This window comes from Sphingobium sp. YR768, assembly GCF_900111125.1.
Classification (GTDB): domain Bacteria; phylum Pseudomonadota; class Alphaproteobacteria; order Sphingomonadales; family Sphingomonadaceae; genus Sphingobium.
The window spans coordinates 18676-42428 of sequence record NZ_FOGE01000031.1 but is presented as its reverse complement, the minus strand read 5'-3'; the positions used below and the strand labels follow the sequence as shown (position 1 = coordinate 42428).

At 61.0% G+C, this 23753-nt stretch carries 20 protein-coding genes, 3 tRNA genes and 1 pseudogene; 15 read left to right on the top strand and 9 right to left on the bottom strand.

Annotation, left to right across the window (positions count from 1 at the left end; translation table 11 throughout):
- Positions 1–3 precede the first annotated feature (3 nt).
- The 6 genes from BMX92_RS22420 (at position 4) to BMX92_RS22395 (ending at position 6464) form a co-directional block, all read left to right on the top strand.
- On the top strand, positions 4–702 hold the full coding sequence (locus tag BMX92_RS22420; protein WP_093020697.1) for an NAD-dependent deacylase: 699 nt from the start codon (positions 4–6) through the stop codon (positions 700–702).
- Between the two features lie 81 nt (positions 703–783).
- Positions 784–1536: a methyltransferase domain-containing protein gene (locus tag BMX92_RS22415; RefSeq protein ID WP_093020683.1), complete on the top strand. Its 753-nt coding sequence runs from the start codon at positions 784–786 to the stop codon at positions 1534–1536.
- Positions 1537–1550: 14 nt separating this feature from the next.
- Positions 1551–2834, top strand: coding sequence for a hypothetical protein (locus BMX92_RS22410; RefSeq protein ID WP_093020682.1), 1284 nt, complete (start codon positions 1551–1553; stop codon positions 2832–2834).
- On the top strand, positions 2831–3976 hold the full coding sequence (locus BMX92_RS22405; protein WP_093020681.1) for a glycosyltransferase family 4 protein: 1146 nt from the start codon (positions 2831–2833) through the stop codon (positions 3974–3976). The genes BMX92_RS22410 and BMX92_RS22405 overlap by 4 nt, the downstream gene beginning before the upstream one ends.
- Positions 3973–4719: an FkbM family methyltransferase gene (locus BMX92_RS22400; protein ID WP_093020680.1), complete on the top strand. Its 747-nt coding sequence runs from the start codon at positions 3973–3975 to the stop codon at positions 4717–4719. The genes BMX92_RS22405 and BMX92_RS22400 overlap by 4 nt, the downstream gene beginning before the upstream one ends.
- 2 nt (positions 4720–4721) lie before the next feature.
- Positions 4722–6464, top strand: coding sequence for an MFS transporter (locus tag BMX92_RS22395; protein ID WP_093020678.1), 1743 nt, complete (start codon positions 4722–4724; stop codon positions 6462–6464).
- A gap of 188 nt (positions 6465–6652) precedes the next feature.
- Here the strand turns inward: BMX92_RS22395 and BMX92_RS22390 are convergent, their stop codons facing one another.
- From BMX92_RS22390 to BMX92_RS22380, 3 genes are all read right to left on the bottom strand, one after another.
- A complete protein-coding gene (locus BMX92_RS22390) occupies positions 6653–7678 on the bottom strand; it encodes a FecR family protein (protein ID WP_093020677.1) in 1026 nt (341 codons plus the stop codon).
- Positions 7596–8201, bottom strand: coding sequence for an RNA polymerase sigma factor (locus BMX92_RS22385; RefSeq protein WP_093020695.1), 606 nt, complete (start codon positions 8199–8201; stop codon positions 7596–7598). Before BMX92_RS22385 ends, BMX92_RS22390 begins: the two co-directional genes overlap by 83 nt.
- A gap of 187 nt (positions 8202–8388) precedes the next feature.
- Positions 8389–8586, bottom strand: coding sequence for a hypothetical protein (locus BMX92_RS22380; RefSeq protein WP_093020676.1), 198 nt, complete (start codon positions 8584–8586; stop codon positions 8389–8391).
- A 125-nt stretch (positions 8587–8711) separates the two neighbouring features.
- Between BMX92_RS22380 and BMX92_RS22375 the strand changes: the two genes are divergently transcribed.
- The 6 genes from BMX92_RS22375 (at position 8712) to BMX92_RS22350 (ending at position 16706) form a co-directional block, all read left to right on the top strand.
- Positions 8712–8796 (top strand) — tRNA-Leu (locus BMX92_RS22375).
- 59 nt (positions 8797–8855) lie between these two features.
- Positions 8856–10484 (top strand): trigger factor, encoded by a 1629-nt coding sequence (gene tig / locus BMX92_RS22370; RefSeq protein WP_093020675.1) that lies wholly within the window; start codon positions 8856–8858, stop codon positions 10482–10484.
- A 141-nt stretch (positions 10485–10625) separates the two neighbouring features.
- Positions 10626–11603 carry a glycosyltransferase family 2 protein gene (locus BMX92_RS22365; protein WP_093020674.1) on the top strand — a complete coding sequence of 326 codons (978 nt, stop codon included), beginning with the start codon at positions 10626–10628 and terminating at the stop codon, positions 11601–11603.
- 92 nt (positions 11604–11695) lie between these two features.
- On the top strand, positions 11696–12331 hold the full coding sequence (gene clpP, locus BMX92_RS22360) for an ATP-dependent Clp endopeptidase proteolytic subunit ClpP (protein WP_093020673.1): 636 nt from the start codon (positions 11696–11698) through the stop codon (positions 12329–12331).
- A 140-nt stretch (positions 12332–12471) separates the two neighbouring features.
- Positions 12472–13737: an ATP-dependent Clp protease ATP-binding subunit ClpX gene (gene clpX / locus BMX92_RS22355; RefSeq protein ID WP_093020672.1), complete on the top strand. Its 1266-nt coding sequence runs from the start codon at positions 12472–12474 to the stop codon at positions 13735–13737.
- Between the two features lie 371 nt (positions 13738–14108).
- Positions 14109–16706 carry a TonB-dependent receptor gene (locus BMX92_RS22350; RefSeq protein WP_093020671.1) on the top strand — a complete coding sequence of 866 codons (2598 nt, stop codon included), beginning with the start codon at positions 14109–14111 and terminating at the stop codon, positions 16704–16706.
- Positions 16707–16914: 208 nt separating this feature from the next.
- On the opposite strand, the gene mtgA is transcribed toward BMX92_RS22350, so the two are convergent.
- Positions 16915–17613, bottom strand: coding sequence for a monofunctional biosynthetic peptidoglycan transglycosylase (gene mtgA, locus BMX92_RS22345; RefSeq protein WP_093020670.1), 699 nt, complete (start codon positions 17611–17613; stop codon positions 16915–16917).
- Between the two features lie 30 nt (positions 17614–17643).
- Complete coding sequence (locus tag BMX92_RS22340) at positions 17644–18933, bottom strand: MFS transporter (protein WP_093020669.1); 1290 nt, start codon at positions 18931–18933, stop codon at positions 17644–17646.
- Positions 18934–19018: 85 nt separating this feature from the next.
- Here BMX92_RS22340 and BMX92_RS22335 point away from each other — a divergent pair, with 85 nt between their 5' ends.
- Complete coding sequence (locus BMX92_RS22335; protein ID WP_093020668.1) at positions 19019–19582, top strand: TetR/AcrR family transcriptional regulator; 564 nt, start codon at positions 19019–19021, stop codon at positions 19580–19582.
- A 49-nt stretch (positions 19583–19631) separates the two neighbouring features.
- Here the strand turns inward: BMX92_RS22335 and BMX92_RS22330 are convergent.
- Together BMX92_RS22330 and BMX92_RS22320 are read right to left on the bottom strand one after the other, a co-directional pair.
- A tRNA-Asn gene (locus BMX92_RS22330) sits at positions 19632–19706 on the bottom strand.
- An 859-nt stretch (positions 19707–20565) separates the two neighbouring features.
- Complete coding sequence (locus BMX92_RS22320) at positions 20566–20895, bottom strand: low molecular weight protein tyrosine phosphatase family protein (protein WP_093020666.1); 330 nt, start codon at positions 20893–20895, stop codon at positions 20566–20568.
- 297 nt (positions 20896–21192) lie between these two features.
- On the opposite strand from BMX92_RS22320, the gene BMX92_RS22315 reads away from it, so the two are divergent.
- Positions 21193–21570, top strand: a complete 378-nt coding sequence (locus tag BMX92_RS22315; RefSeq protein WP_177185206.1) for a hypothetical protein — start codon at positions 21193–21195, stop codon at positions 21568–21570.
- Here the strand turns inward: BMX92_RS22315 and BMX92_RS22310 are convergent.
- Positions 21567–22326 (bottom strand): annotated as a pseudogene (locus BMX92_RS22310) (IS5 family transposase). The gene BMX92_RS22315 and the pseudogene BMX92_RS22310 overlap by 4 nt on opposite strands.
- A gap of 68 nt (positions 22327–22394) precedes the next feature.
- On the opposite strand from BMX92_RS22310, the gene BMX92_RS22305 reads away from it, so the two are divergent.
- A complete protein-coding gene (locus BMX92_RS22305) occupies positions 22395–23687 on the top strand; it encodes a recombinase family protein (protein ID WP_177185205.1) in 1293 nt (430 codons plus the stop codon).
- Here BMX92_RS22305 and BMX92_RS22300 read toward each other — a convergent pair.
- Positions 23673–23747 (bottom strand) — tRNA-Asn (locus BMX92_RS22300). The two genes, BMX92_RS22305 and BMX92_RS22300, sit on opposite strands and share 15 nt — an antisense overlap.
- Positions 23748–23753: the final 6 nt, after the last annotated feature.

Genomic DNA, 23753 nt, shown 5'->3' with positions numbered 1-23753 from the left:
GCCATGACTGACATCTACAACATCGTCATCCTCACCGGCGCCGGCATTTCCGCTGAAAGCGGCCTCGCCACCTTTCGTGGGCCGGATGGCTTATGGGAGGGGCACCGCGTCGAGGATGTCTGCACGCCCGAAGCGCTCGCGCGCGATCCGGTGCTCGTGCATCGCTTCTATGACGAGCGGCGCGCGAAGCTGGCGCAGGTGCAGCCCAATGCCGCGCATCAGGCGCTGGCCGCGCTCGATGCCGCATGGTCCGGCGAATTGATGATCGTCACGCAGAATGTCGATGACCTGCATGAACGAGCCGGGGCGAGGCGGCTGATCCATATGCATGGCGAACTCAAATCGGCGCTCTGCGCGGGCTGCGGCAAGGCCGTCGGCTGGGCCGATCCGCTGCCGCCCGGCTCGGTCTGTGGCGGATGCGGGCAGCACGCCCTGCGGCCCGACATCGTCTTCTTCGGAGAGATGCCCTATCATATGGAGGCTATCGACGCGGCGATCAGCGATGCGGACCTGTTCGTGTCGATCGGCACGTCGGGCGCGGTCTATCCGGCCGCCGGGTTCGTGCAACTGGCGCGCCATGCCGGGGCGCAGACGCTGGAACTCAATCTCGATCCGTCTGCCGGTAGCAGTTATTTTGATGAAACGCGCCTTGGCCCGGCCAGCGAACTGGTGCCGGCGCTGGTGCGGGATCTGCTCGGCTGATTGCTGCACATGCCCCCTCGCATATCGCGGCGCATATAGTATAGCGCGCGCTTCACGATCCCGCTTTGATCGGAGCAATAGGTGATTACTGTCCAGCGGGTGGCCAAGGCCGCCGGCAAGCATCTGACCAGAACCGCGCTCAAGCTGCGCAAGGCATTGGGCGCGCGCGCCACGCGCGGTTGCCCTGCCTGCGGCCTGACCGTGGTGGGCTTCTTCCGCTATGGCGACAATGGCGAATGGGGCTGCCCGGAATGTGGCGCGTCGCCGCGCGAGCGGCTGATGAACTGGCTGATCGGACAGGGCGTGCTGACCGTCCCGGCGCAGGGTGCGATCCTGCATATGGCGCCGAACGAAGCCAGTCTGGTCAAGCGCTTCTGTGTCGCTGCCGATTATGTCCCGGCCGATCTCGATCCGTCGCGCTACACGGTGCCCCAAATGCACCGCGTAGACCTGATGGAACTCAGCGACACCGATCGTTTCGACCTGTTCTACGCCAGCCATGTGATGGAGCATGTGCCTGACGACATGGTCGTGCTGCGCAACATCCTGCGCGCGCTCAAGCCCGGCGGCGAAGCCTGGCTGATCGTGCCGCTGTGGGACAAGCCGACCGAGGACGGCAGTTTCGACATTCCCCCGCGCGAACGCGAACGGCGCTTCGGCCAGTGGGACCATGTCCGCCAATATGGCCTGGATTTCGCCGATCGCATCCGCGCCGCCGGTTTCGAACTGGAGGAAATCGACGCCGCATCGATCGATCCCGACACCAGCCATTTCTATGCGCTGGACGACCGGCTGTTCCGCGCCCGCAAACCGGCCGAGGCCGCCGCGCGGTGAGCCGCCTTGCACGGATGGAGGGTTCCGCCCGCATCCTGGCCCTGGTGAAACTCGCCAATGTGGGGCTGGTGCTGGTCTGGGGCTTTGCCGTCACCTTCGTCTTCGTGCGGGCGCTGCCGATCGGGGAATTCCAGTCCTTCCTGCTGCTCGTCGCCTTCGGCAATTTCACCATCTCGGCCGAATTCGGCCTGACCAGCATCATCTATGCGCGGCTGCGCCAGCATTGGCTGGGCAATGGTCAGGCGCAGGCGGATGGCGGTTTCCGGCTGGAGGAAATGGGCGTGCTGTTCCTCTTCCTCGGCCTGCTGGTCGCGGGCGGGACGCTGATCCTGATCGGCGCGCTGGCGATGGGCTGGTTGGCGACGGGCATGCCCTTGCTGTTCCTGCTCTTCTTCCTGTCCGCCTGCCTCAATCTGCCGGCGCTGCTCGCCAAGCGGGCGCTGGCGGCGGTGGACGGCAATTTCCTGTGGGAGGCGGTGGATTGCGCCCGGCGCGTCGTGACGATCGGGCTGTTGCTGGCGATATTGGCGGGCCTCGATCCCCGGCTGTCGCTGGCGCTGCAACTGGTCGTGAGCATCATGGTGATCGGCTATGCCATCGTTCATGTCCATCGCCGGCTGGGGATGGAGCGGCGGCATTGGCTGGCCTTCCGCGTTGGCGGCGGGCATGTCCGCGCCCATTATCTGCGCGATATCGGGGCGTCGGCGGCTTTCACCCTGTCGGACATCATCGCCTATAACGCGCCCTATTTCACCATCGCGGCCGCGACCGCCGATCCGCGCCCGATGCTGGTCTTCGATTTCTTCTTCAAGATGTCGCGTTCGCTGTCCATGCTGGTGCGCGCCATGGTGGAGGCCGCGCTGCCCCGCATCACCCGCGCCTATCATGCGGCGGAAACGGCGCGCCTGCGGCAATTGCTGGGCCGGGCGATCGGCGCGGCGATGGTCTTTGCCGTGGGGCTGGCGGCGGTGCTGCTACTGGCGGGCGACCGGCTGTTCACGATCCTGTTCGATGGTCGCGCTACGATCGACCGGGCGGATCTGGCGCTGATTATACTGGCGCTGGCGGCGCTGACCATCTTGTGCGTGTCGGTCTATGTGCAGGCGGCGCTGGGGCGTTTCGGTGCCTTGCTGACCCGGTCGCTACCGTTCCTCGCCGGATCGCTGGCCAGTGCGCCGCTGGCCATGCTGCTCTGGCCGGACCGGTTCGATCTGGCCTTTCTCGCGCTCTACGCGTTTACTTTGGTGGGCGTGGCGGGGCTGCATCTTCTGTCGCTCAGGGGGCTGGTCCGTCGATGAAGGTCGCCATGCTCGATCCGTCGCTCTTTACCGGGCGCTATGACGACAGCCTGTGCGCGGCGCTGGCGGGGCAGGGGGCATCGGTCAGCCTGCTCGGCCGCCCGATGCGCGCGACCGATGCCATCGCGCCGCAGGGCTATGCGTATCACCCGCATTTCTTCCGCCAGAGTGAAGCGCTGCGCGATCGGCTGGGCGAAGGGCGCGCCTTCCGCCTTGCCAAGGCGGCGGAATATGGCCTTGCCTGCGCGCTGGGCGACCTGTCGCCGCTGACCGCCGCCGATCTGGTCCATGTCCAGTGGTTGCCGCTGGCGCCCGCCGACCGACTGATGCTGAACCGGCTGAAGGGCAAGGTGGGGCTGGTCCACACCGTCCATAATGCCGACGCCTATCATGCCGATGCGGGCTTGCAGGGGCGCGGCTATCGCGCGCTGCTCGATATGTTCGACGCGCTCATCGTCCATGGCGACACGACCCGCGCCGCGCTGGTGGGGCAGGGCGTCGATCCCGCGCGCATCCATGTGACGCCGCATCCCCCGATGCGCCTTGCCAGCGCATCCTCGCAAGACCTTGCTGCCATCACCCTGCCAGCCCTGCCGCGCCTGCTCTTCTTCGGCACGATCCGCCCCTATAAGGGCGTCGACCTGCTGATCGAAGCCTGCTTGCACCTCTGGCGCGCGGGCCATGGCTTCGAACTGGTGCTGGCGGGCAAGCCCTTCATGGACGTCGCGCCCCTGATCGACAGCGTGACGCAGGCGGGCTTTGCCGATCGCCTGATCACCGATTTCGGCTTCCTGACCGAAGGCCGGCTGGACGCGCATATGGCCCGCGCCGACATGCTGGTCTTCCCCTATCGCCACATCGATTCGAGCGGCGCCTTCCTGTCGGCGCTGCACCATGGCAAGGCGATGGTCACGTCGGACGCGGGCATGTTCGGGCAGTTGCCGGACGGAGTTGCGGTGCGCGCGCCGGCGGGAAATGCACCCGCCCTTGCCCAGGCCCTCTTGCCGCTGATCGAAAGCAGGGCCATCAGGCAGGAATATGGCGCCCGCGCGCGGGCTTATGGCGAAGAAATGGGGTCTTGGAAGGATATGGCGGTGGCGACGATCGGCATTTACGAAACCGTGCTGGCCGGGCGCGCATGAACCGCTATCTGCGCGAACTGGCCGACCGCAAGCTGGCGCTGCGCCTCGCTCTGGCGGGCCGCGTCCACCAATATCCCGAAGTGCAGGCGCTCCGCCGCTTCCTGTCGACCTTCGCGGTTGATTGCCTGTTCGATGTCGGCGCCAATCGCGGCCAATATGCGACCATGTTGCGCAAGGATGTGGGCTATAAGGGCCTGATCCTGTCCTTCGAACCGAACCCGGACGTGTTCGCGCTGTTGCAGAAGGCCGCTGCGTCCGACCGCAACTGGCATGTCTTCAACATGGCGCTGTCCGATTTCGATGGCACCGCCAGCTTTAACATCATGGCCGCCGACCAGTTCAGCTCGCTGAAAAAGCCATCGGGCGAACAGGACGCCATCTTCGCCGATCGCAACAAGGTGACGAAGACGGTGGAGATGCAATGCCGCCGCCTCGACACCATGCTCCCCGAACTGGTCGCGCAATATGGCTTTGCCCGGCCATTTCTGAAGATGGACACGCAGGGCCATGACCTGTCGGTCTGCGAAGGCGCGGGTGACGTGCTGGGCAGGATGCTGGGCGTGCAGACGGAACTGGGCGTGCGTCCCATTTACGAAGGCGGCACCGGCTATCGCGCGATGATCGACTGGCTGGAGGCACGCGCCTTCCTGCCGTCCGCCTTCTTCGCCAATAATAAAGGGCATTTCCCGCTGCTCGTCGAAATGGACGGCATCTTCGTCAACCGGGCGCTGGTCGAAGAGTGAGGATGATGTCCGCCGTCGGCTCCGTTCAGGCGCGCCGCCTGTTTCTGGCGGGGGCGATCGGCCTGGCCCTGTGGCTGGGGGTGACATTCGTCTGGCACGTGACCTATCGGCAGGGCGTCAGTCTGGCCGTCATCCTGTTGCTGGATCAGGATTTTCCAGCGCTCATGGGGTCGCTGCTGCTACTGGCGCTGGCAGCGCCCTGGGCGGAAGGGAAGGGCTTTTCGCTTCCCCGGCCCACCGCGCGTATCGTCGTGCCGCTGATCGTCCTGCTGGGCCTTGCCGCCTGGGCCGGCCATTATGCGCTGTTTCAGGATTATGCGATCAGCCGGGATGAGGAAGTCGCCCGCTTCGCCGCGGCCTATATGCGCGAAGGCCTGTTCGCCCGGCCGATCCCGATCGAATGGGAGCCCTATCGCCGGGCGATCATGCCCGAATTTTTCTCGCCCTTCGGCGCGGCTGACTATTGGACCGCCGCCTATCTGCCGGTGAACAGCGCCATTCAGGCGATTTTCTGGCAGTTGGGCGATCCCAACCTGGCCGGGCCCGTCCTGCTGATGGCCGGGCTGTTCGCGCTGTGGCGCGTGGCGTTGCGCCTGATGCCGGATCGGCCGGACGCGGTATGGCTGACGGTGCTGCTGGGCATGTCCTCCAGCCAGCTCTGGGTCACGGCGATGACGCCCTATGCCATGACCGGCCATTTCGCGCTCAACATGGTCTGGCTGGCGCTGGTGCTGCGCGGCGGTGTGGCCGGCCATCTGAGCGCCGGCGTCGTCGCGCTGGTCGCGGCGGGGCTGCACCAATGGCATTTCCCGCCGATCTTCATCGCGCCCTTCATTTTGTGGATGTTGCTGGCGCGCCGCTGGAGCGTGGCGATCTTCCACGCGCTGACTTTGGTTGCCGTCGTCATCCTCTGGGCCAAGATTTGGCCGGAATTCCTGCTCCATGCGCTGGGCGCGCCAACCGATGTTCGCCCCTCGGCGGGGGTGGCGGACAAGGTGGGCAGTCTGTTCCAGCGCCTCGGCGATCGGTGGCAGCCGCTGGTGAATATCAGCCGTTATGTCGCCTGGAACAATATCCTGATGGTGCCGCTGGCGGCCCTTGGCATCGCGGCGATGCGCTGGCGACGCGCGCTGGCCGGGCAGGAAATCGCCCTGCCGCTGGCGCTGGGCTGTCTGGCGGGGTGCATGCTGGCGCTGGCGCAGGGCTATGGCTGGGGCTTCCGCTATGCCCATGGCTTTATCGGTCCCTTCTGCCTGCTTGCGGGTCTGGGCTGGGCGCGCTTCCGACCGGAAGGCGCCTTGCGCCCCCTGTTCATTGGCCTCGCCATCACTATGCTGTCGAGCGCCTTTCTGGTCTGGCGCACACATGAATTCGTCGCGCCCTATGCCGCCAGCCATAAGCTGATCGATTCGAGCCAGGCGGATGTCGTGCTGATCGATCCGCGCGGCGGCCTGTATGTCACCGATCTGGTGCGCGGCCGCAACGGGGTTCCCGGCAAGCCGATGGTCATGAATCTGGGGATGCTGACCCTCGATCAGGTGGACAGCCTGTGCCAGTCCTATGTCGTCGAACTGTTCGATCGTGCCGAATTTCGGCCTTTGGGCGTGCCGCTGGCCCGCTGGAACCTGGGCCGCATGGATGCCCTGCGCGCCCATATGAAGGAATTTGGCTGCGACAAGCCGGTGCAACCGCCGCTGCCCGAAACCTTCGAAGACGCCCTGAACGCCGCCGATAACGCGATGTAATGCGGTAACTCCGTTCGTTCAGAGCCTATCGAAGGACGCGCGCAATTCGGGACGAACGGAAGTGAACCCATGCCGTCATTGCGAGCGCAGCGAAGCAATCCACTGGCGCACCCATGGATTGCTTTGCTGCGCTCGCAATGACGATTCAAGATGAAGTCACTCCGCTTTAGCGGCCTCGCTTTGCCCGATCAGCCTTCGTCGTTGCTTTCGGCCACAGGTTCGTCATCGCGATACAGCAGCATGACTGAACCATCCTCGCCATCCACGGCGCGGATCGGCAGGCTCATTTGCAGCGCCGAGAGGAATTCCCGGCTGTCCGTCGTGCGGAAACGGCCGCCGATCCGCAGCGCGGATACCCGCGCGTCGCCGATCAGGATCGGCGTCTTGCGATAGCGGTTGAATTCGCCCGCCGCCTGCTCGATCGTTTCGCCGTCCAGTTCCAGCATCTGCGAACGCCATGCTGTGCGCTGGTCGATCAGCTTGGGGCCAAGCCGGGTCAGATCGATGCTGCGGGGCTGGATCACCGCGCCGCTGCCGGCCGCGACCTTCCGTCCCATGCTGCCGCCCGAATGGACGGTGACAGTGCCCTGGGTCACGGTCAGTTCGATGATCGAAGGACGCATCCGTACATTGAAGGCAGTGCCGACGGCGCGAATGATGGCCGATCGGGCCTCGACATCGAAGGGGCGACTCTTATCATGCGCCACATCAAAGGACGCCTCGCCCTTCAAGACGCGCACCTTGCGGCCATTGTCGGTGAAGCGGACTTCCGCTTCGCTGTCGCTGTTGAGATGGAGGATCGATCCGTCGCTCAGCGCGATGTCGCGCATCTGGCCGACCTGCGTTTCGTAACGGTCGACGCCGCTGAATGTGCGGACGGTCACGATCGCGGCGACGATGAATAGCATCACGGCGACGGCGGCGGCAACCATGATGTTGCGCGACAGGCGGCGTTGCTGTTCTTCGCTGACAATCTGTTGCAGCGGGGGCAGGGTGATCTCGGCCGCAGCGCTCTTCAGGCGCTCGGCCGCTTCCCAGGCAAACTCGGCCTGGGCGAAAGCCACGGCATGGCGTGGATCGGATTCGATCCACTCGCAAATTTCGGCTTCTTCTTCGGGGCTGGGGTCGCTGTTAAGCTTGGCCAGCAGGCGCGCGGCTTCCGCTTCGATCGCGTCCCTGATCCCGCAGCTTGAACTTGGTTCCGACGCCCGCACGTTCGAAGTCCGTTTCCTCACGTTCCGCCCAGGCTCGCATAACTATTGCGATCGCTTTGGCCAGATGTTTTTCAACAGTAGAAACGGACAGAGACATCTCCTCCGCTATTTCCAGCATCGATTTTTCGTGGATGCGGCGAAGAATGAAGACGCGGCGGCATTGGGTGGGCAGCGACTCGACGATCGCCTCGACCTGACGCAGGGCTTCGCGGGCGTGCAACTGGGCCTCGATATTATTCTCGCCACCCAGCAATTCCAGGTCGGCGATGGTCTCGAAGCTCACCACCTTGTTGCGGCGGGCGGTGTCGATCACCAGGTTGCGTGCGATGGTGAACAGATAGGCTCGACCCGTCGTCACATTCTCCCAGTTTTCCGTGGCATAGGCGCGAGCCAATACCTCGGCGACCATGTCCTCCAGTTCATGCGTAGACGGTAATATGCGGCGCAGGCGACCGCGTAGCGCAGCTTCCTGTGGCAAAATTACCGTCTTGAACCATTCCAGTTTAGCGCGAACCCGTTGCACGTTGACCCCCTTATTTGTCAGCCGCGCCTCTCCCGACTTCTTTTCTTTGTCATATTTCAATCATGGATGCAGGGGCCTGTCCAGACGCGCGGGAGCCATAATTTGTAACGCTAATAAAAATGTTCCGATTGACGTAAAATAATTGTGGATATGTCACACTCCACGCACGGATCATGTGCCATCCGCTTCAGTCTGGAGGGGGCGGCAGTTCGGCAGGGGCTGAATCGGGCTGATCATAATCCGGGCCGACCGGCGTGATTTCATCGGGCTGGGTCATCGGCGTTTCGACCGGTTGGTCGGGCGTGGGGATCTCGTCGGGCGATTGCGGCATGATCCGGTCGGGCGGCGGCACGCCATCGGGGCCGGTATCTGGGCGGGTGGCCATCTCTGTCTCTCCTGCTACTATAGATATGGGCTACGCATGGCCGGGCAGGGCGGTTCCGTGCGCTGCACCAGTATGTCTTGCCTATGACTGCGCTTTTCTCTATGCCGCGCCGACCGGCGACCGATGCGGGCGTGGCGAAACTGGTAGACGCGCCAGATTTAGGTTCTGGTATCGTAAGATGTGGGGGTTCGAGTCCCTTCGCCCGCACCAGTATGCCGACCGCGGCAGCGCCACCGAAATTCAGCTGAAGAAAGCGTTTGAGAGAAGAGATGCAGACTGTCGAGACGTTGAACGAGGGCCTGAAGCGCGCCTACACCGTAACCATCACGTCGAAGGATATCGACGCCCGCGTGGAAAAGGAAGTGAAGGCGATCGCACCGCAGGTGCGTATGCCCGGCTTCCGCGCTGGCAAGGTGCCTGCCAACCTGGTGAAGAAGATGCACGGCGAATCGCTTCAGCGCGACGCGCTCAACAACAGCATTCAGGAAAGCATCCAGAAGCTGATCGCCGACCAGAAGCTGCGCCCCGCTATGCAGCCTTCGGTCGAGCTGGACGAAGCTTTTGAATTCGGCAAGGACGCCGAGATCAAGGTTGCGCTCGAAGTGCTGCCCGATATCGCAGCGCCCAGCATCGAAGGCATCACGCTGGAACGCCTGACTGTCGAAGTCGCCGATGCACAGGTCGATGAGGCCGCCGGCCGCATCGCCACCCAGCAGGGCGCGCTGGAAGAATATGCCGACAGCCACAAGGCGAAGGACGGCGATACGCTGACCATCGACTTCGTCGGCAAGGTCGATGGCGAAGTGTTCGAAGGCGGTTCGGCCGAAGGCGTGAAGCTCAAGATCGGTGCTGGTCAGTTCATTCCGGGCTTCGAAGAGCAACTCGCTGGCGTGAAGAAGGGCGACGAGAAGACCATCGAAGTCACCTTCCCCGAAGATTATGGCGCCGCTCATCTGGCCGGCAAGCCCGCGACCTTCGACATCACCGTTCAGTCGATCCTGGACGCCGACAAGCCCAAGCTGGACGACGAGTTCGCCAAGTCGCTGGGTCTAGAAGGTCTGGACCAGCTCAAGGAACTGCTCAAGGGGCAGATCGAGCAGGAACATAACGGCCTGACCCGCACCTATATGAAGCGCAAGCTGCTCGACCAGCTCGCCGCTGCCCATGATTTCGACGTGCCGCCCAGCATGGTGGAAGCCGAATTCGAACAAATCTGGCAGCAGCTTCAGCATGAAGCCGGTCACGAGGAAGATCCCGCCGCGGCCCTCGCCGAAATGGAAGCCGAGAAGGAAGACTATCGCGCCATCGCCGTGCGTCGTGTCCGCCTTGGCCTGCTCCTCTCGGAAATCGGCCAGGCCAATGGCGTCGTGGTCAACGATCAGGAGATGAACCGTCTGATCATGCAGGCTGCCCAGCAGTACAGCCCGCAGGACCGCGAACGCTTCGTCCAGTATGTCCGTCAGGACCCGATGGCCGCCGCCCAACTGCGCGCCCCGCTCTATGAGGACAAGGTCGTCGACTTCCTGTTCGAAAAGGCTGAAATCACCGACCGCGCCGTCAGCCGTGAAGAGCTGGAAGCCGCGATCGAAGCCGAAGATGGCGATCTGAAGCCCCACGTTCATGGTCCGAACTGTGGCTACGACCATCATGACGAAAAGCCTGTCCTGAGCGGGGCCGAAGGGCCTAAGGCGAAGAAGGCAGCCAAGAAGGCTGAAGCTGAGCCGGCTGCTGAAGAGGTGAAGGCCGAGGAAGCCGAAGAGGCCCCCGCCAAGAAGCCTGCTGCCAAGAAGGCTGCGAAGAAGGAAGAAGCCGTCGCCGAAACGGCTGACGAAGCGGCCGCTGAAGAGAAGCCCAAGAAGAAGGCTGCTCCCAAGAAGGCTGCTGCCAAGGCCGAATAAGCCTTATCCTTGCCGATATGATGAGCGCCCGGCTTCCCTGTGAAGCGCGGGCGCTTTTCATGTCGGCGAAGGCATGGCAGATGAAATATTAAGGATGATGCGCCATGTCTGTGCCGAAACCGGGCAGGGCATGAAAAGGCGATGAAGGAATTTCCCGCAGTGAATAGCGAAGCCGCCATGGTCGCCCCGCGCGTCGCGGTGATCCTGCCCTGTTACAATGAGGCGGGCGCGATCGTGCAGACGGTCGAGGATTTCCGCCGCGCACTGCCCGCCGCCGACATTTATGTCTTCGACAATAACAGCAGCGACGGCAGTCGCGAACTGGCTGCCGGTGCGGGCGCCATCGTCCGCCGCGTCGGCCAGCAGGGCAAGGGCCATGTCGTGCGCCGCATGTTCGCCGACGTCGATGCCGACATCTATATCATGGCCGATGGCGACGCGACCTATGAGGCCGCCGCCGCGCCGAAGATGGTTGCCGCCATGCTGGAGGACAATCTCGACATGGTCGTGGGCTGTCGCCGGGACGAGGTGGAAGCGGCCTATCGCCGTGGCCATCGCTTCGGCAACTGGGCGCTCACCAGCCTCCTGAAGCAATTGTTCGGCCGCAGCTTCACCGACATCCTCTCGGGCTATCGCGTCTTTTCCCGCCGCTTCGTCAAGAGCTTCCCGGTCCTGTCCGCCGGTTTCGAGATCGAGACGGAAATCAGCGTCCACGCGCTCGAACTCGCCATGCCGGTGTCGGAAGTCATGACGACCTATGGCGCCCGCCCCGAGGGGTCGGTCAGCAAGCTCAGCACCTATCGCGACGGCTGGCGCATCCTGCGCACCATCATCACCCTCTATCGCATCGAGCGGCCGATCCTGTTCTTTGGCATCATCGCCGCCTTCCTTGCGGCGCTGGGGCTGGGGCTGGCGGTGCCGCTGATCGTTACCTATCTCAAGACTGGCCTCGTGCCGCGCTTCCCGACCGCGATCCTGGTGACGGGTCTGATGATTCTCGCCACCCTGTCCGGCATGTGCGGCCTCATCCTCGATACCGTTGTGCGCGGGCGTCGAGAGGTGCGTCGTCTGGCTTATCTGGCCTTCCGCGCGCCGTCCGATTTCGCCCGCCGCGATTAAGCACGCCGGGGGACGTCCGTTCCCCCTTGAACCATTCGCTTTTTGTCCCGATGTAGGGACTGGGCAAAAGCAACTACCCGGAAAAGAGCAAAATGACTGATATCATGTCCGATCCCATGGCCGCGTTGGTCCCCATCGTCATTGAACAGTCGAACCGCGGCGAGCGCAGCTTCGACATCTATTCGCGGCTTCTGCGTGAACGGATCATCTTCGTGACCGGCCAGGTCGAAGACCATATGGCCTCGCTCATCGTTGCCCAGCTTCTGTTCCTCGAATCGGAAAATCCGAAGAAGGACATCTGGATGTACATCAACTCGCCCGGCGGCGTGGTGACGGCCGGCATGGCGATCCATGACACGATGAAATATATCCGTCCGCAGGTCGGCACCGTCTGCATCGGCCAGGCCGCCTCTATGGGCAGCTTCCTGCTGGCCGCCGGTGAGCCGGGCAAGCGGATCGCGCTCGGCAATGCCCGCATCATGGTGCACCAGCCCTCGGGCGGCGCACAGGGCATGGCGTCGGATATCGAGATCCAGGCCAAGGAAATCCTGCGCATCCGTCGCCGTCTGAACGACCTGTACGTCAAATATACCGGCCAGACGCTGGAAGCAGTCGAGAAGGCAATGGACCGCGACACTTTCCTCGAAGCGGACGAAGCCAAGGCGTTCGGTCTGGTCGACGAAGTGTTCGATCGCCGCCCGGCCGCGGCGGAAACGACAGAGGCTTAAAGACTATCTTTACCGTGGTGCGTCACTTTCACCTCTTGTGGAACGGGCGTGCCACGGTCTAGAGTGGCCTTTGGACCAGAAAATCCCTCACCGAATGCGTCTCTGGTGACTGTAAAGCGGGGGGGAAGAGAGAATGGCGAATGACTAAGCTTACCGGTTCGGATTCGAAAAGCACGCTTTACTGCTCCTTCTGCGGCAAGTCGCAGCATGAAGTGCGCAAGCTGATCGCAGGACCGACCGTGTTCATATGCGACGAATGCGTGGAACTGTGCAACGACATCATCCGCGAGGAGACCAAGGGCGGTCTCGTCGGCAAAAAGGATGGCGGCGTGCCAACCCCGCAGGAAATCTGCGATGTGCTGGACGATTATGTGATTGGCCAGAAGCGCGCCAAGCGCGTGCTGTCGGTGGCGGTCCACAATCATTACAAGCGCCTGAACCATGGCTCCAAGCCGGGCGACGTGGAACTGGCCAAGTCGAACATCCTGCTCGTCGGCCCGACCGGTTGCGGCAAGACCTTGCTGGCGCAGACGCTGGCGAAGACCTTCGACGTGCCCTTCACCATGGCCGATGCCACCACGCTGACCGAAGCCGGCTATGTCGGTGAGGACGTGGAAAACATCATCCTCAAGCTGCTTCAGGCCTCCGACTATAATGTCGAGAAGGCGCAGCGCGGCATCGTCTATATCGACGAAATCGACAAGATCAGCCGCAAGGCGGAAAACCCCTCCATCACGCGCGACGTGTCGGGCGAGGGGGTGCAGCAGGCGCTGCTCAAGCTGATGGAAGGCACCACCGCTTCGGTTCCGCCGCAGGGCGGCCGCAAGCATCCGCAGCAGGAATTCCTTCAGGTCGACACGACCAATATCCTGTTCATCTGCGGCGGCGCCTTTGCGGGCCTCGAAAAGATCATCGGCGACCGTCTGGAAGCCAAGTCGATCGGCTTTGGCGCCCATGTCGCGGCGCCTGAAGAGCGCAAGACTGGCGAACTGCTCAAGTCCAGCGAACCGGAAGATTTGCTCAAATTCGGCCTGATCCCCGAATTTGTCGGTCGTCTGCCCGTCATCGCGACGCTGGAAGACCTCGACGTTTCGGCCCTGGTCAAGATTTTGGGCGAACCGAAGAACGCGCTGGTCAAGCAGTACGGCAAGCTGTTCGACATGGAGAATGTCGAGCTGAGCTTCACTGACGATGCACTGGTGGCGATTGCCAAGAAGGCGATCGAGCGTAAGACCGGTGCGCGTGGCCTTCGCTCCATCCTGGAAGCGATCCTGCTCGACACCATGTTCGACCTGCCTTCGATGGAGGGTGTGGGCGAAGTCGTGGTCGACAAGGATGTCGTCGCCGGCACCAAGGAACCGATTCGCGTGTTCAGCGAAAAGAAACGAGCCGAAGACGCGGCCTGATCTTTTTCGCGAAAAGCGCTTGATTAACAAAGGGGCTGGCGAGCGATCGCCAGCCCCTTTTTCGTTATGTCTGCGTGCGGTGCACAAAAAATCTCGCTGCGTTGCAAAATTGCACCACCGTTAAATTATGCGCTACTCGGCAAAATAAGTCATTAAAATTCAATATATTACCGACAGATGCAGCGCGTCCCGAAAGGCAGATTCACGGGGCGGGAGAGGAATGTGACGGTCCCGTGCATGCATTGTAACAAATATGCAATCAGAGCATCACAGGGCCTTCGCCAGACGCCGCCAATGGGTGGCTCCGGCTTGAAAGAGCATCACACTACAGGGCGCTGCTCGCGCCACTCTTGAAAAGGGACAAGGGTCACATGAAGAATTTTCTGATGGGCAGCGTCGCATTCGCCGCCATCGCGCTTCCGGGCGCCGCATTCGCGCAGTCGACCGGTTCGCAGGATTTCGAAGACACGATCGTCGTGACCGGTGCGAAGGCCGCTAACGGCATCGGCGGGGTTGTCCTGCCTGATGTTACCAAGGCCAAGGGTGTGCTCACCCAGGAAATCATCTCGAAGCAGGGTTCGGGCAACACCATCCTGAACGCAATCAACCTGATCCCGGGCGTCAGCTTCCAGAATAACGATCCTTATGGTTCGGCTGGTGGTACGCTGAACATTCGCGGTTTCGGCCCGGATCGCGTTTCGCTGACCTTCGACGGCATGCCGCTGAACGACACCGGCAACTATGCCATCTACTCCAACCAGCAGCTCGACCCCGAACTGATTGAGGAAGTGAACGTTAATCTGGGTTCGACCGACGTCGACAGCCCGACCGCTGCGGCCTCGGGTGGTACGGTCAACTATCGTTCGATGAATGGTTCGGACGATTTCAAGGTGACGATGGTCGGCGCCGCCGGCGAATATAACATGTTCCGTATGTTCGGTCTGGTTGAAACGGGTGTGTTCACGCCGTTCGGCACCAAGGCCTGGTTCTCGGCCTCGACCACGCGCAACGATGTGCCGTTCAACAATCTCGGCAAGATCGACAAGCAGCAGTATAACGGCAAAATCTATCAGCCGATCGGCAGCAATGGCGATTTCGTGTCGATCGCCGGTCACTGGAACGCCAACCGCAACAACTTCTTCGGCTCGCTGCCGCTGCGCACCGACACCGATCAGGGTCGCGTTGCTGGATCGGCCTCGTCGAACCGCTTCCCGATCACGAAGGACGAGCGCTTCTACAGCCTGTCCTGCACCGCACCGACGGCAAATGCCGGCGTCGCCGATGCCGCTGGTTCGTGCGGCACCCTGTTCGACTATCGCTACAATCCGTCGGACACGGGCAACATCCGTATCAACTCGCGTTTCACCCTGGCCGATGGCCTGGTGCTGACGGTTGACCCCAGCTATCAATATGTGAAGGCTAATGGCGGGGGCACCGCGACCGCCCGTGAAGGCTATTACGACATCAACCCGGCTTCGGGTGCTGCTAATGTCCAGAACATGGTCGGTTATTTCGGTGGCGCTCCCTATTTCGGGCGTGACCTCAATGGCGACGGCGACATGCTGGACCAGGTCAATGTGCTGGCACCCAGCCAGACCACGACTGATCGCTTCGCCGTGATCAGTTCGCTGCGTTATGACATTAACGAGCATCATCGCATTCGTGTTGCCTATACCTTCGATCATGGCCGCCATCGCCAGACCGGCGAAGTCGGTCTCGTCGCTCCTTCGGGCATCGGTACGGCCTACTTCCCGGTCGATGATCCGCAGCTCGACGCTGCCGGCAACATCCTCCAGAAGCGTGATCGTCTGTCCTACGCGATCCTGAACCAGTTCTCGGCCGAATATCTGGGCGAATTCCTGGACGAAAGCCTGACCGTTCAGGCTGGCCTGCGTGCGCCGTTCTTCAAGCGCAAGCTGCAAAACAACTGCTTCACCAGCAGCGCTTCGGGCTTTGTCGAATGTTTCGGCACCGGCGCCGATATCCCGAGCAACATTGGCACGCTGAACCCTGCCTGGGCGGCACCGCAGAAGCGCACCTACAAATATGACAAGCTGCTGCCGAGCGTTGGTCTGAACTTCAAGATCACGCCGGAAGCCAGCATATTCGCGAACTACAGCAAAGGCCTCTCGGTGCCTGGCACTGACTCGCTCTACAATGCTTTCTACTTCGCTCGCGGTTCGGAAGGCGCCAACCCGGCACCGGAAACCACCGACAGCTTCGATCTGGGTGCGCGCTACACCACCAGCAAGTTCCAGGCTCAGGGCTCCTTCTGGTACACCAACTACAAGAACCGTCTGGCCTCGTCCTATGATCCGGAACTGAACGCCGCCGTTTATCGTAACCTGGGCACTGTCGAGAAATATGGCTTCGACGGCAGCATCAGCTACACGCCGGTGCAGTATTTCACGATGTATGTCTTCGGTTCGTACCTGAAGTCGAAGATCAAGGATGACATTCAGGTTGGCGTTTGCCCGGCCAATGTATCGCTCGTTGCGGGCTGTGCTACAGCCGGTGATCCGGTCTATGCGGCGACTGCTGGCAAGCGCGAATCCGGTGCGCCGGTCTACACGCTGGGTGCTCGTGGCGAAGTGAACGTCGAAGGCGTGACGCTGGGTATCCAGGCGAAGCGCACCGGCAAGCGTTATGTCTATGACACCAATCTGCCGACTTATCGCAACACTCTTGCTGCGCTGACTCCGGTGCAGATCTACGGCGCCGCAGCTCCGGCCTACACGCTGGTTGATCTCGATGCTCGCTTCTCGCTCGAACATTTCGGCGCTCCCGGCACCTGGTTCCAGCTGAACGTCAGCAACCTGTTCGACAAATTCTATGTCGGTGGGTTCGGCGGCAACCTGAACCAGACCGTCAATCTGACGGGTTCTTCGACTGGCACCTATGCCAATCCGGGCTTCGTTCAGATCGGCTCGCCGCGAGCCGTGTCGGGTTCGCTGCACGTCAGCTTCTGATCCTTACCGATCCGCGCCAAACAGAAAGGGCGGGGAGCAATCCCCGCCCTTTTTCGTTGCGTGTCGGTCGTGCCCGGCGGGCTATGATGTCCTATCGGAAGGCCCGGCCCTATGATGGGGCATGTCCAGCCACCACTTTCCGATAGGATCAATGCTACGTAATATTATGTCAAAATCTGCGGGAAATATGCGAAGTTAAGGGGAAGGCTTATCGCAAGCAGCTATCCAGTCCGTCGCGCTGGACCACCCCGATCCGCGCCGCGATCGTGTTGCCATAGCGCCGGGTGAACCCGCTGGGCGCCACCGCTGCGCGCTTCTTGGGCAGCGGCAGGACGGCAGCGATGCGACCGGCTTCCGGGCGGCTCAGTTTGCCCGCGCCATGATGGAAATAGCGGATCGCGCCCGCCTGCACACCATAGGTGCCGATGCCGGTCTCCGCGACGTTCAGATAGACTTCCATGATGCGCTTCTTGCCCCAGATCGCTTCGATCAGGACAGTGAACCAGGCCTCCAGCCCCTTGCGGACGAAGCCGCCGCCTTGAAACAGAAAGACATTCTTGGCCGTCTGCTGGCTGATGGTCGATCCGCCACGAATGCGTCCGCCGCTGGCATTGTGGATCGCCGCCTTGGCGATGGCATCCACATCAAAGCCGTGATGGCTGCAAAATTTGCCGTCTTCCCCGGCGATTGCCGCGCGGGCCATGTCCGGATCGATGTCGTCCAGGCTGGTCCAGTCCTTGGTGATGCCATTGAGGTCGAGCAGCATCGTCCAGGTCACGGGCGGCGGCACGAAGCGATAGACCACGACCATGAATATCGACAGGGCGACGAAGCCCAGGACGATCTTGATCGGAATGCTGATCCAGCGGGACCGGCGCTTGGCGGTAAAGGCAGAAGGTGCGTTCATGCCGCCAGCGTAACGCGCTGGCGGCAAGGTTCAAGCAGGCGAAAGCACAGGCTGTCGTCCGCGATTAATCAGTAGCACCAGACCGGCGCCGATCAGGCAGAGAATGCCCGCGCCAATGAAGGCCGGCATATAGCTGTGCCACAGGGTACGCGACAGGCCGCCGCCCAGCGCCGCGCTGGCCGCGCCCAGTTGATGCCCGGCAAAGATCCAGCCGAAAACGATATTCGCTCTTTCAGGTCCGAAGCGCTGGGCGGTCAGCTTCACCGTCGGCGGCACCGTCGCCACCCAGTCGAGGCCATAGAAGACCGCGAAGAGCGACAGGCTGTAGAGCGAGAAGTCGCTGAACGGCAGATAGAGCAGCGACAGGCCCCGCAAGCCATAATACCAGAAGAGCAGCCAGCGATTGTCGAACCGGTCGCTCAGCCAGCCCGACGCTAACGTACCGCCGAAATCGAACAGCCCCATCATCGCCAGCATCGATGCCGCACCGACCGCCGCCAGCCCATAATCGCCGCAAAGCGAGATGAAATGCGTCTGGACAAGCCCATTGGTGCTGGCGCCGCAAATATAGAAGGACAGGAAAAGAATCCAGAAAGTCGGCACCCGCGCCGCGTCGCGCAGGACGATCAGCGGCGTCGCCAGCAGGGCGCCAAGGCTGGCGGGCTGGGACGGGGCGGGCTGGATGGCGGTGCCGCCATAAGGCGGCATGCCGATATCGGCAGGCCGATCGCGCATCAGCAGCAGGATGACCAGCGCCGCGACCACTATCCCGCCGCACACCAGCAGCATCGCCGTGCGCCAGCCATGGCTTTCCGTAAGACCTGCGAGCAGCGGCAGGAAAGCCAGCTGGCCAGTCGCGGTGCTGGCGGACAGCAATCCCATCACCAGCCCGCGCCGCTGACTGAACCAGCGCGTTGCCACGGTCGCGCCCAGCACCATGGCGGTCAGCCCGGTGCCCACGCCGATCACTACACCCCACAGCAGCACCAGTTGCCACAGATGCTTCATCCCCAGCGACAGCAACAGCCCAGCGATGACGATGGAAAGAGAAATCAGCATCATCCGCTGCACGCCGAACCGGTTCATGAAGGCGGCTGCAAATGGCCCCATGCCGCCGAACAACAGGAAACGGATTGCCAGCGCCCCGCTGATGTCGGCCGCGCTCCAGCCAAACTCCTTCTGCAATGGAATGATGAAGACGCCGGGCGCCCCGACGGCGCCCGCGACCACCAGCATGGTGAGGAAAGTGGTGCCTGCGACCACCCAGCCATAGTGAATGTTGCGCGCAGACAGGCGAGCGACAAGTGCGGTCGACAACATCTATTCCCCCGGGACCAGGATCGGACTGGCGTTAAATGATCTATGTCATATATAAGGTCAAGAGGCCAATGATGGGACACGGGATATGAAGGTCAGTCGGGAACAGGCAGCACGTAATCGCGCCCAAGTGGTGGACACAGCATCCCGCCTGTTCCGTGCGCGGGGCGTGGAGGGGGTCGCCATTGGTGAGGTGATGCGCGAATGCGGCCTGACCCATGGCGGTTTCTATAATCAGTTCGAATCGAAGGAGGCCCTTGCGGCCGAAGCCTGCGCTGCGTCGCTGGAGAAGGGTGTCGCACGTTGGCATGATGTTGTGGCGGTTGCGCCGGAGGAGGGGGCCGCCGTCGCGATCGCCGCCAATTATCTCAGCCCCCGCAATCGCGATGCGCCCGAAACCGGCTGCGCACTGATCGCGCTTGGGCCGGATGCGGCGCGTCGTGGCGGCGATCTGGCCAAGGCATTTCGTCAGGGTTTGGAGGCGTTGACCGCTATATTGCAGCAGGCTGGACCCGGAATGGATCGGCAGGACGCTTTAGCGCGTATGGCGCAGATGGTTGGGGCGATGGTGCTGGCGCGTGGGGTTTCAAATACCGATTTGTCGGATGAGATATTGGCGGCGACACGGGAGGCGATGGGCGTGTGCGACTGACTATCCGGCCTATATAGTAGCGTTCGATCGCTTTGCTAATATAGAAAACTGGCTCCCCGAGTAGGATTCGAACCTACGGCCATTCGATTAACAGTCGAATGCTCTACCGCTGAGCTATCGGGGAGCGACCCGGCTTTCGCCGGGCAGGCCGCGCCTATGCAACGGCTCTTCCTGAATAACAACCCCCCCCTGCGGCCGGGGAGCAAAAAATAAGTTACGCGAATGTCCGGACAATATATCGCTGCGCGGGGCAGATGGCATCGAAATGAACTGAGGCGATATAAGGTCGGGCCTGCCGCGCTTGCCTTGGCAGGGCGGGTTGCGGGCATGTAAGTCGGCACATCGATGTCTGGAAGAATTTGGCTCCCCGGATTAGACACATTCCCACCGGCTTTGTGGCTTTCTTCACAAGAGGCCCGAAAGACGATTTCCTTCTATCGGGCTTTGAATTCTGGGGAATCTACCGCAGAAAAGGTGGAGGAGGAGGTTTTCGCTAAAGACGCTCCGTTGGCTCCGCCAAGGCCGCCAACTTATGGAATTCGGAAAAGTGTTCGCGACCGTGCTGAGCGGATTCGCTTGGCTGGTGGCCCGACGCCTTCGCTGAGGGATCGCGCCCTAGCGTTTGCTCAAGGAAAAGACGAAGTGCGCGCCAAGGAGTTCACGGATATCGGTGTCCCACGTCAATATTTGGCATGGATGTGCGAGGAGGGCATGCTCGAAAAAAGTGGCGTGGCAGGTACCGTGCCAAACAGCCGGACCGGGCTACCTGAGATAGGCAGCTTGGGCTTAACCGGCTGGTATGGGAGGAGGGTTCTGGGACCTTCCGCTCAGTCTGGTCTTGATCCGTAAGGGCGGTGAAGCGGACCACCCAAATTTGCCCTACGAAGCCGCTACAGGCGATTTTGATGCTTTGGGTGCGTCCGCTTCTGGCGAGGCGTCATAAGCCTCTCAGCGTCGCCTTTGGGTCGACACCAGCCCGCGACTTAAACCGGTGGTAGGTGGCGACCCATGCGGATCTTGAGCAATTCCACCAGATCTGGGTCCATGAAAGCATAGTCGTCAGGGATATCAAGGCAGATCACGCGTTGGCCACGCAAGGCGGAGCGAAAGCGCCTCTGCAGCTTGGTGCGATGCTGTTTTTCCATCACCACGATGATATCTGCCCAGGACACCAGTTCGGCTGTCAGCGGATTTTCGGCATCGTGATTGGTCCCCGCCGAGGAGACCTCAAGCCCCGGATAACTGGCAAAGACGTGCTCTGCCGTTGCGCTACGCAGTCGGTTCTGACTGCAAATGAATAGAACGGTTTTCAAACCTCGCCTCGTAGGAAGATGCTGCGTCGATAGGTGGGCCTTGCGCCTATGGTCAATCTGAGTTAGGTCGATGCCAGCCAATATTGGCCTGTTTTTGAACGAGGAAAGGAGAAGACCATGCGCGCAGCATTTGACCGCGACGAAAACAACTTCTCATTTCCCTGTTTTCAGGAACAGATTGCATGGGCAATTGCTACACGGGCGACGCTCCTCGCCTGATTGCTTTTCGCGGCCCTCGCGCCGCTGAGTTTTCCATACTTACCGTCGTTGCCACTCCTCTGTTTGGGGAGGCCCGTCATGCGTGATGACATGTTCAAGGTGATAGTCGAACGCCCCCGCTGGGGCGCGAGCCACGCCGCATCTCCCAAATTGAAAAGGATGCCTCAGACCGAGGCAATCCATATCGGGCTCAAGCGCCATGCCCGCATCGGTGCGCCCTACACCAAGTCATTGAACGAGAACCTCGCTCCCTTGGTTCGCTACTTGCGGCGCCAACGCGGGCGCCGGTGGGACGCCGTCTTTAGCGAGATCTGTGCGAAGCTCGACACGGGTAGCACGGTCAAAATGCACGTACGCGAACATATCGACGATTTCGTACTGACCCGCATTTCTATCGGGCGTTATGGCGAGTGGATGTTCGAAGGCCAGGTTCTAGGGTCAGGACTCGTTGATTAGAGCCAGAAGATGACGGTGGCAGCGAGGGCGATGGCGGAAAAGAAGGCGATTGGGCACCTGTCGTAGCGTGTGGCGACCCGCCGCCAGTCTTTCAGGCGTCCGAACATGATCTCGATCCGGTTGCGGCGCTTGTAGCGACGTTTGTCGTATTTGACGGCCTTGTTTCGGGATTTCCGACCCGGAATGCAGGGGTTATGCCTTTTTTCTGCAAGGCATCGCGGAACCAGTCGGCGTCGTAACCACGATCCGCCAGCAGCCATTGGGCTTTGGGAAGTTCGTCCAGCAATGCCGCCGCGCCAATATAATCGCTGACCTGACCTGCGGTCATGAAGAAGCTGATTGGCCGACCATTGGTGTCCGTCACGGCATGAAGCTTGGTGTTCAAGCCGCCTTTCGTGCGGCCAATCAGGCGGCCCGAATCCCCTTTTTTACCGCAAGGCTCGATGCCGTGCGGTGCGCCTTGAGATAGGTCGCGTCGATCATCACCGTCTTGCGTTCGGATGCCTGGGGCGCAGCCAGACCTTCCATTATCCGCAGGAATACGCCTTTATCGCCCCACCGCTTCCAACGATTGTACAGCGTCTTGTGTGGCCCATAGTCTTTCGGTGCATCGCGCCAGCGCAGCCCATTGCGGTTCACAAAAATGATCCCGCTCAACACCCGGCGATCGTCAACCCGAGGCTTGCCGTGGCTCTTAGGGAAATATGGCTCAAGCCGTGCCATCTGCTCGTCCGTCAGCCAATATAGGTCGCTCAAATCCAGTCTCCTCACGGAGCCTGAATCACACAAACCCAATTATATCAATGGGTCCTGACCCTAGGATATTGCTGGTCGAGAAGGTTGATCGTCTTTATCGTAACATGACAGATTATCTGGAAATTGAGAATCTGGATATAGAAATACACTTGGTTAAAGAGGGTGTTGTTATATCCAAAGAATCGAAATATTCGGAGAAATTCATTCATGGCATCAAAGTTTTGATAGCCAAGAATTACGTAGACAATCTATCTGAAAAAACAAAAAAGGGTCTTCTGGAAAAGGCAAGTCAAGGTATTTGGCCGACGCACGCGCCGACGGGATATATTAACGTTCTCGGCTCCGCAGGGAAAAGGATTATCATTCCTGACCCTGAAGCTGCACCACTTGTCATCAGACTCTTTGAATGGATGGAGACAGGCGAATATTCGCTTGCTGAAGTTACCGAGAAAATCCGCAATGCTGGCTTGCGAAGTAAGCTGACCAAGCAGATTGTTGGGCGCAGCTCAATTCATCACATGTTACGAAATCCGATTTACATCGGCCGGATCGAATGGCGAGGCGAAAGCTTCCGAGGCGTCCACCAGCCTCTCGTCAGTTCCCAGACATGGAACAACGTTCAAGAGCTGCTGGATCGCCGAAGTGTAAAAAACACTCATGGCGACCAGCTGCGTTTCGCGTTCACAGGCCTCATAACCTGTGGTCATTGCGGGTGCGCAGTCGTCGCCCAAATGCAGAAGAAGCGCTATGTCTATTATCACTGTTCTGGGTTTAGGCAGAAGTGCCCGGAAAAATATGTCCGGGAAGAAGCGCTAACCGAAGCTATCGCTCAGCAACTCGCCCGCCTGCAAGTCGATGACGAGATATTCTCGTTGATCGAACGTGCGATCGTTGACGCTCAATGCGACAAGGACAAGGAGCGCAATGAAGAAATTATGCGGCTGAAGGCGGAGGCCGATCGCCTACAGGTCCGCATAGATAAGCTGTATGTTGACCACCTCGAGGGCAGGATTCCTGCGGACATGTACGACCGACTAGCCTCTGAATGGCGGGGCGAGCGTATGCAGAGCTTGGAGCGGCTGGAAGGATTTCGCGAGGTTGACAATGCCTTGATAGGCGATGGCATCGAACTGCTGGATTTGGCGCGAAAGGCTCATCGCACCTTCGTTTTGCAGTCTCCAAGTGACAAAATCAGCGTTCTGAAATTGCTACTTTCGAACTGTACATGGGCCAACGGCGAACTCACCGTCGAGTTCCGTGAACCTTTTGCAATGCTTGAGAAAATTTCCCCTGGAGCACCCGCTCTCAGCGCCCCCTCCGGAGGCTCTGAAGCAGAGTGTCCAAATTGGCTCCCCGAGTAGGATTCGAACCTACGGCCATTCGATTAACAGTCGAATGCTCTACCGCTGAGCTATCGGGGAGCAGCC

Excerpts from the sequence above, each read along its gene's own strand:
- BMX92_RS22420 (WP_093020697.1), top strand. The coding sequence starts at position 4 with ATGACTGACATCTACAACATCGTCATCCTCACCGGCGCCGGCATTTCC.
- BMX92_RS22410 (WP_093020682.1), top strand. The coding sequence starts at position 1,551 with ATGGAGGGTTCCGCCCGCATCCTGGCCCTGGTGAAACTCGCCAATGTG.
- BMX92_RS22405 (WP_093020681.1), top strand. The coding sequence starts at position 2,831 with ATGAAGGTCGCCATGCTCGATCCGTCGCTCTTTACCGGGCGCTATGAC.
- BMX92_RS22400 (WP_093020680.1), top strand. The coding sequence starts at position 3,973 with ATGAACCGCTATCTGCGCGAACTGGCCGACCGCAAGCTGGCGCTGCGC.
- BMX92_RS22395 (WP_093020678.1), top strand. The coding sequence starts at position 4,722 with ATGATGTCCGCCGTCGGCTCCGTTCAGGCGCGCCGCCTGTTTCTGGCG.
- BMX92_RS22380 (WP_093020676.1), bottom strand. The coding sequence starts at position 8,586 with ATGGCCACCCGCCCAGATACCGGCCCCGATGGCGTGCCGCCGCCCGAC.
- tig (WP_093020675.1), top strand. The coding sequence starts at position 8,856 with ATGCAGACTGTCGAGACGTTGAACGAGGGCCTGAAGCGCGCCTACACC.
- BMX92_RS22365 (WP_093020674.1), top strand. The coding sequence starts at position 10,626 with ATGAAGGAATTTCCCGCAGTGAATAGCGAAGCCGCCATGGTCGCCCCG.
- clpP (WP_093020673.1), top strand. The coding sequence starts at position 11,696 with ATGACTGATATCATGTCCGATCCCATGGCCGCGTTGGTCCCCATCGTC.
- clpX (WP_093020672.1), top strand. The coding sequence starts at position 12,472 with ATGACTAAGCTTACCGGTTCGGATTCGAAAAGCACGCTTTACTGCTCC.
- BMX92_RS22350 (WP_093020671.1), top strand. The coding sequence starts at position 14,109 with ATGAAGAATTTTCTGATGGGCAGCGTCGCATTCGCCGCCATCGCGCTT.
- mtgA (WP_093020670.1), bottom strand. The coding sequence starts at position 17,613 with ATGAACGCACCTTCTGCCTTTACCGCCAAGCGCCGGTCCCGCTGGATC.
- BMX92_RS22340 (WP_093020669.1), bottom strand. The coding sequence starts at position 18,933 with ATGTTGTCGACCGCACTTGTCGCTCGCCTGTCTGCGCGCAACATTCAC.
- BMX92_RS22335 (WP_093020668.1), top strand. The coding sequence starts at position 19,019 with ATGAAGGTCAGTCGGGAACAGGCAGCACGTAATCGCGCCCAAGTGGTG.
- BMX92_RS22315 (WP_177185206.1), top strand. The coding sequence starts at position 21,193 with ATGCGTGATGACATGTTCAAGGTGATAGTCGAACGCCCCCGCTGGGGC.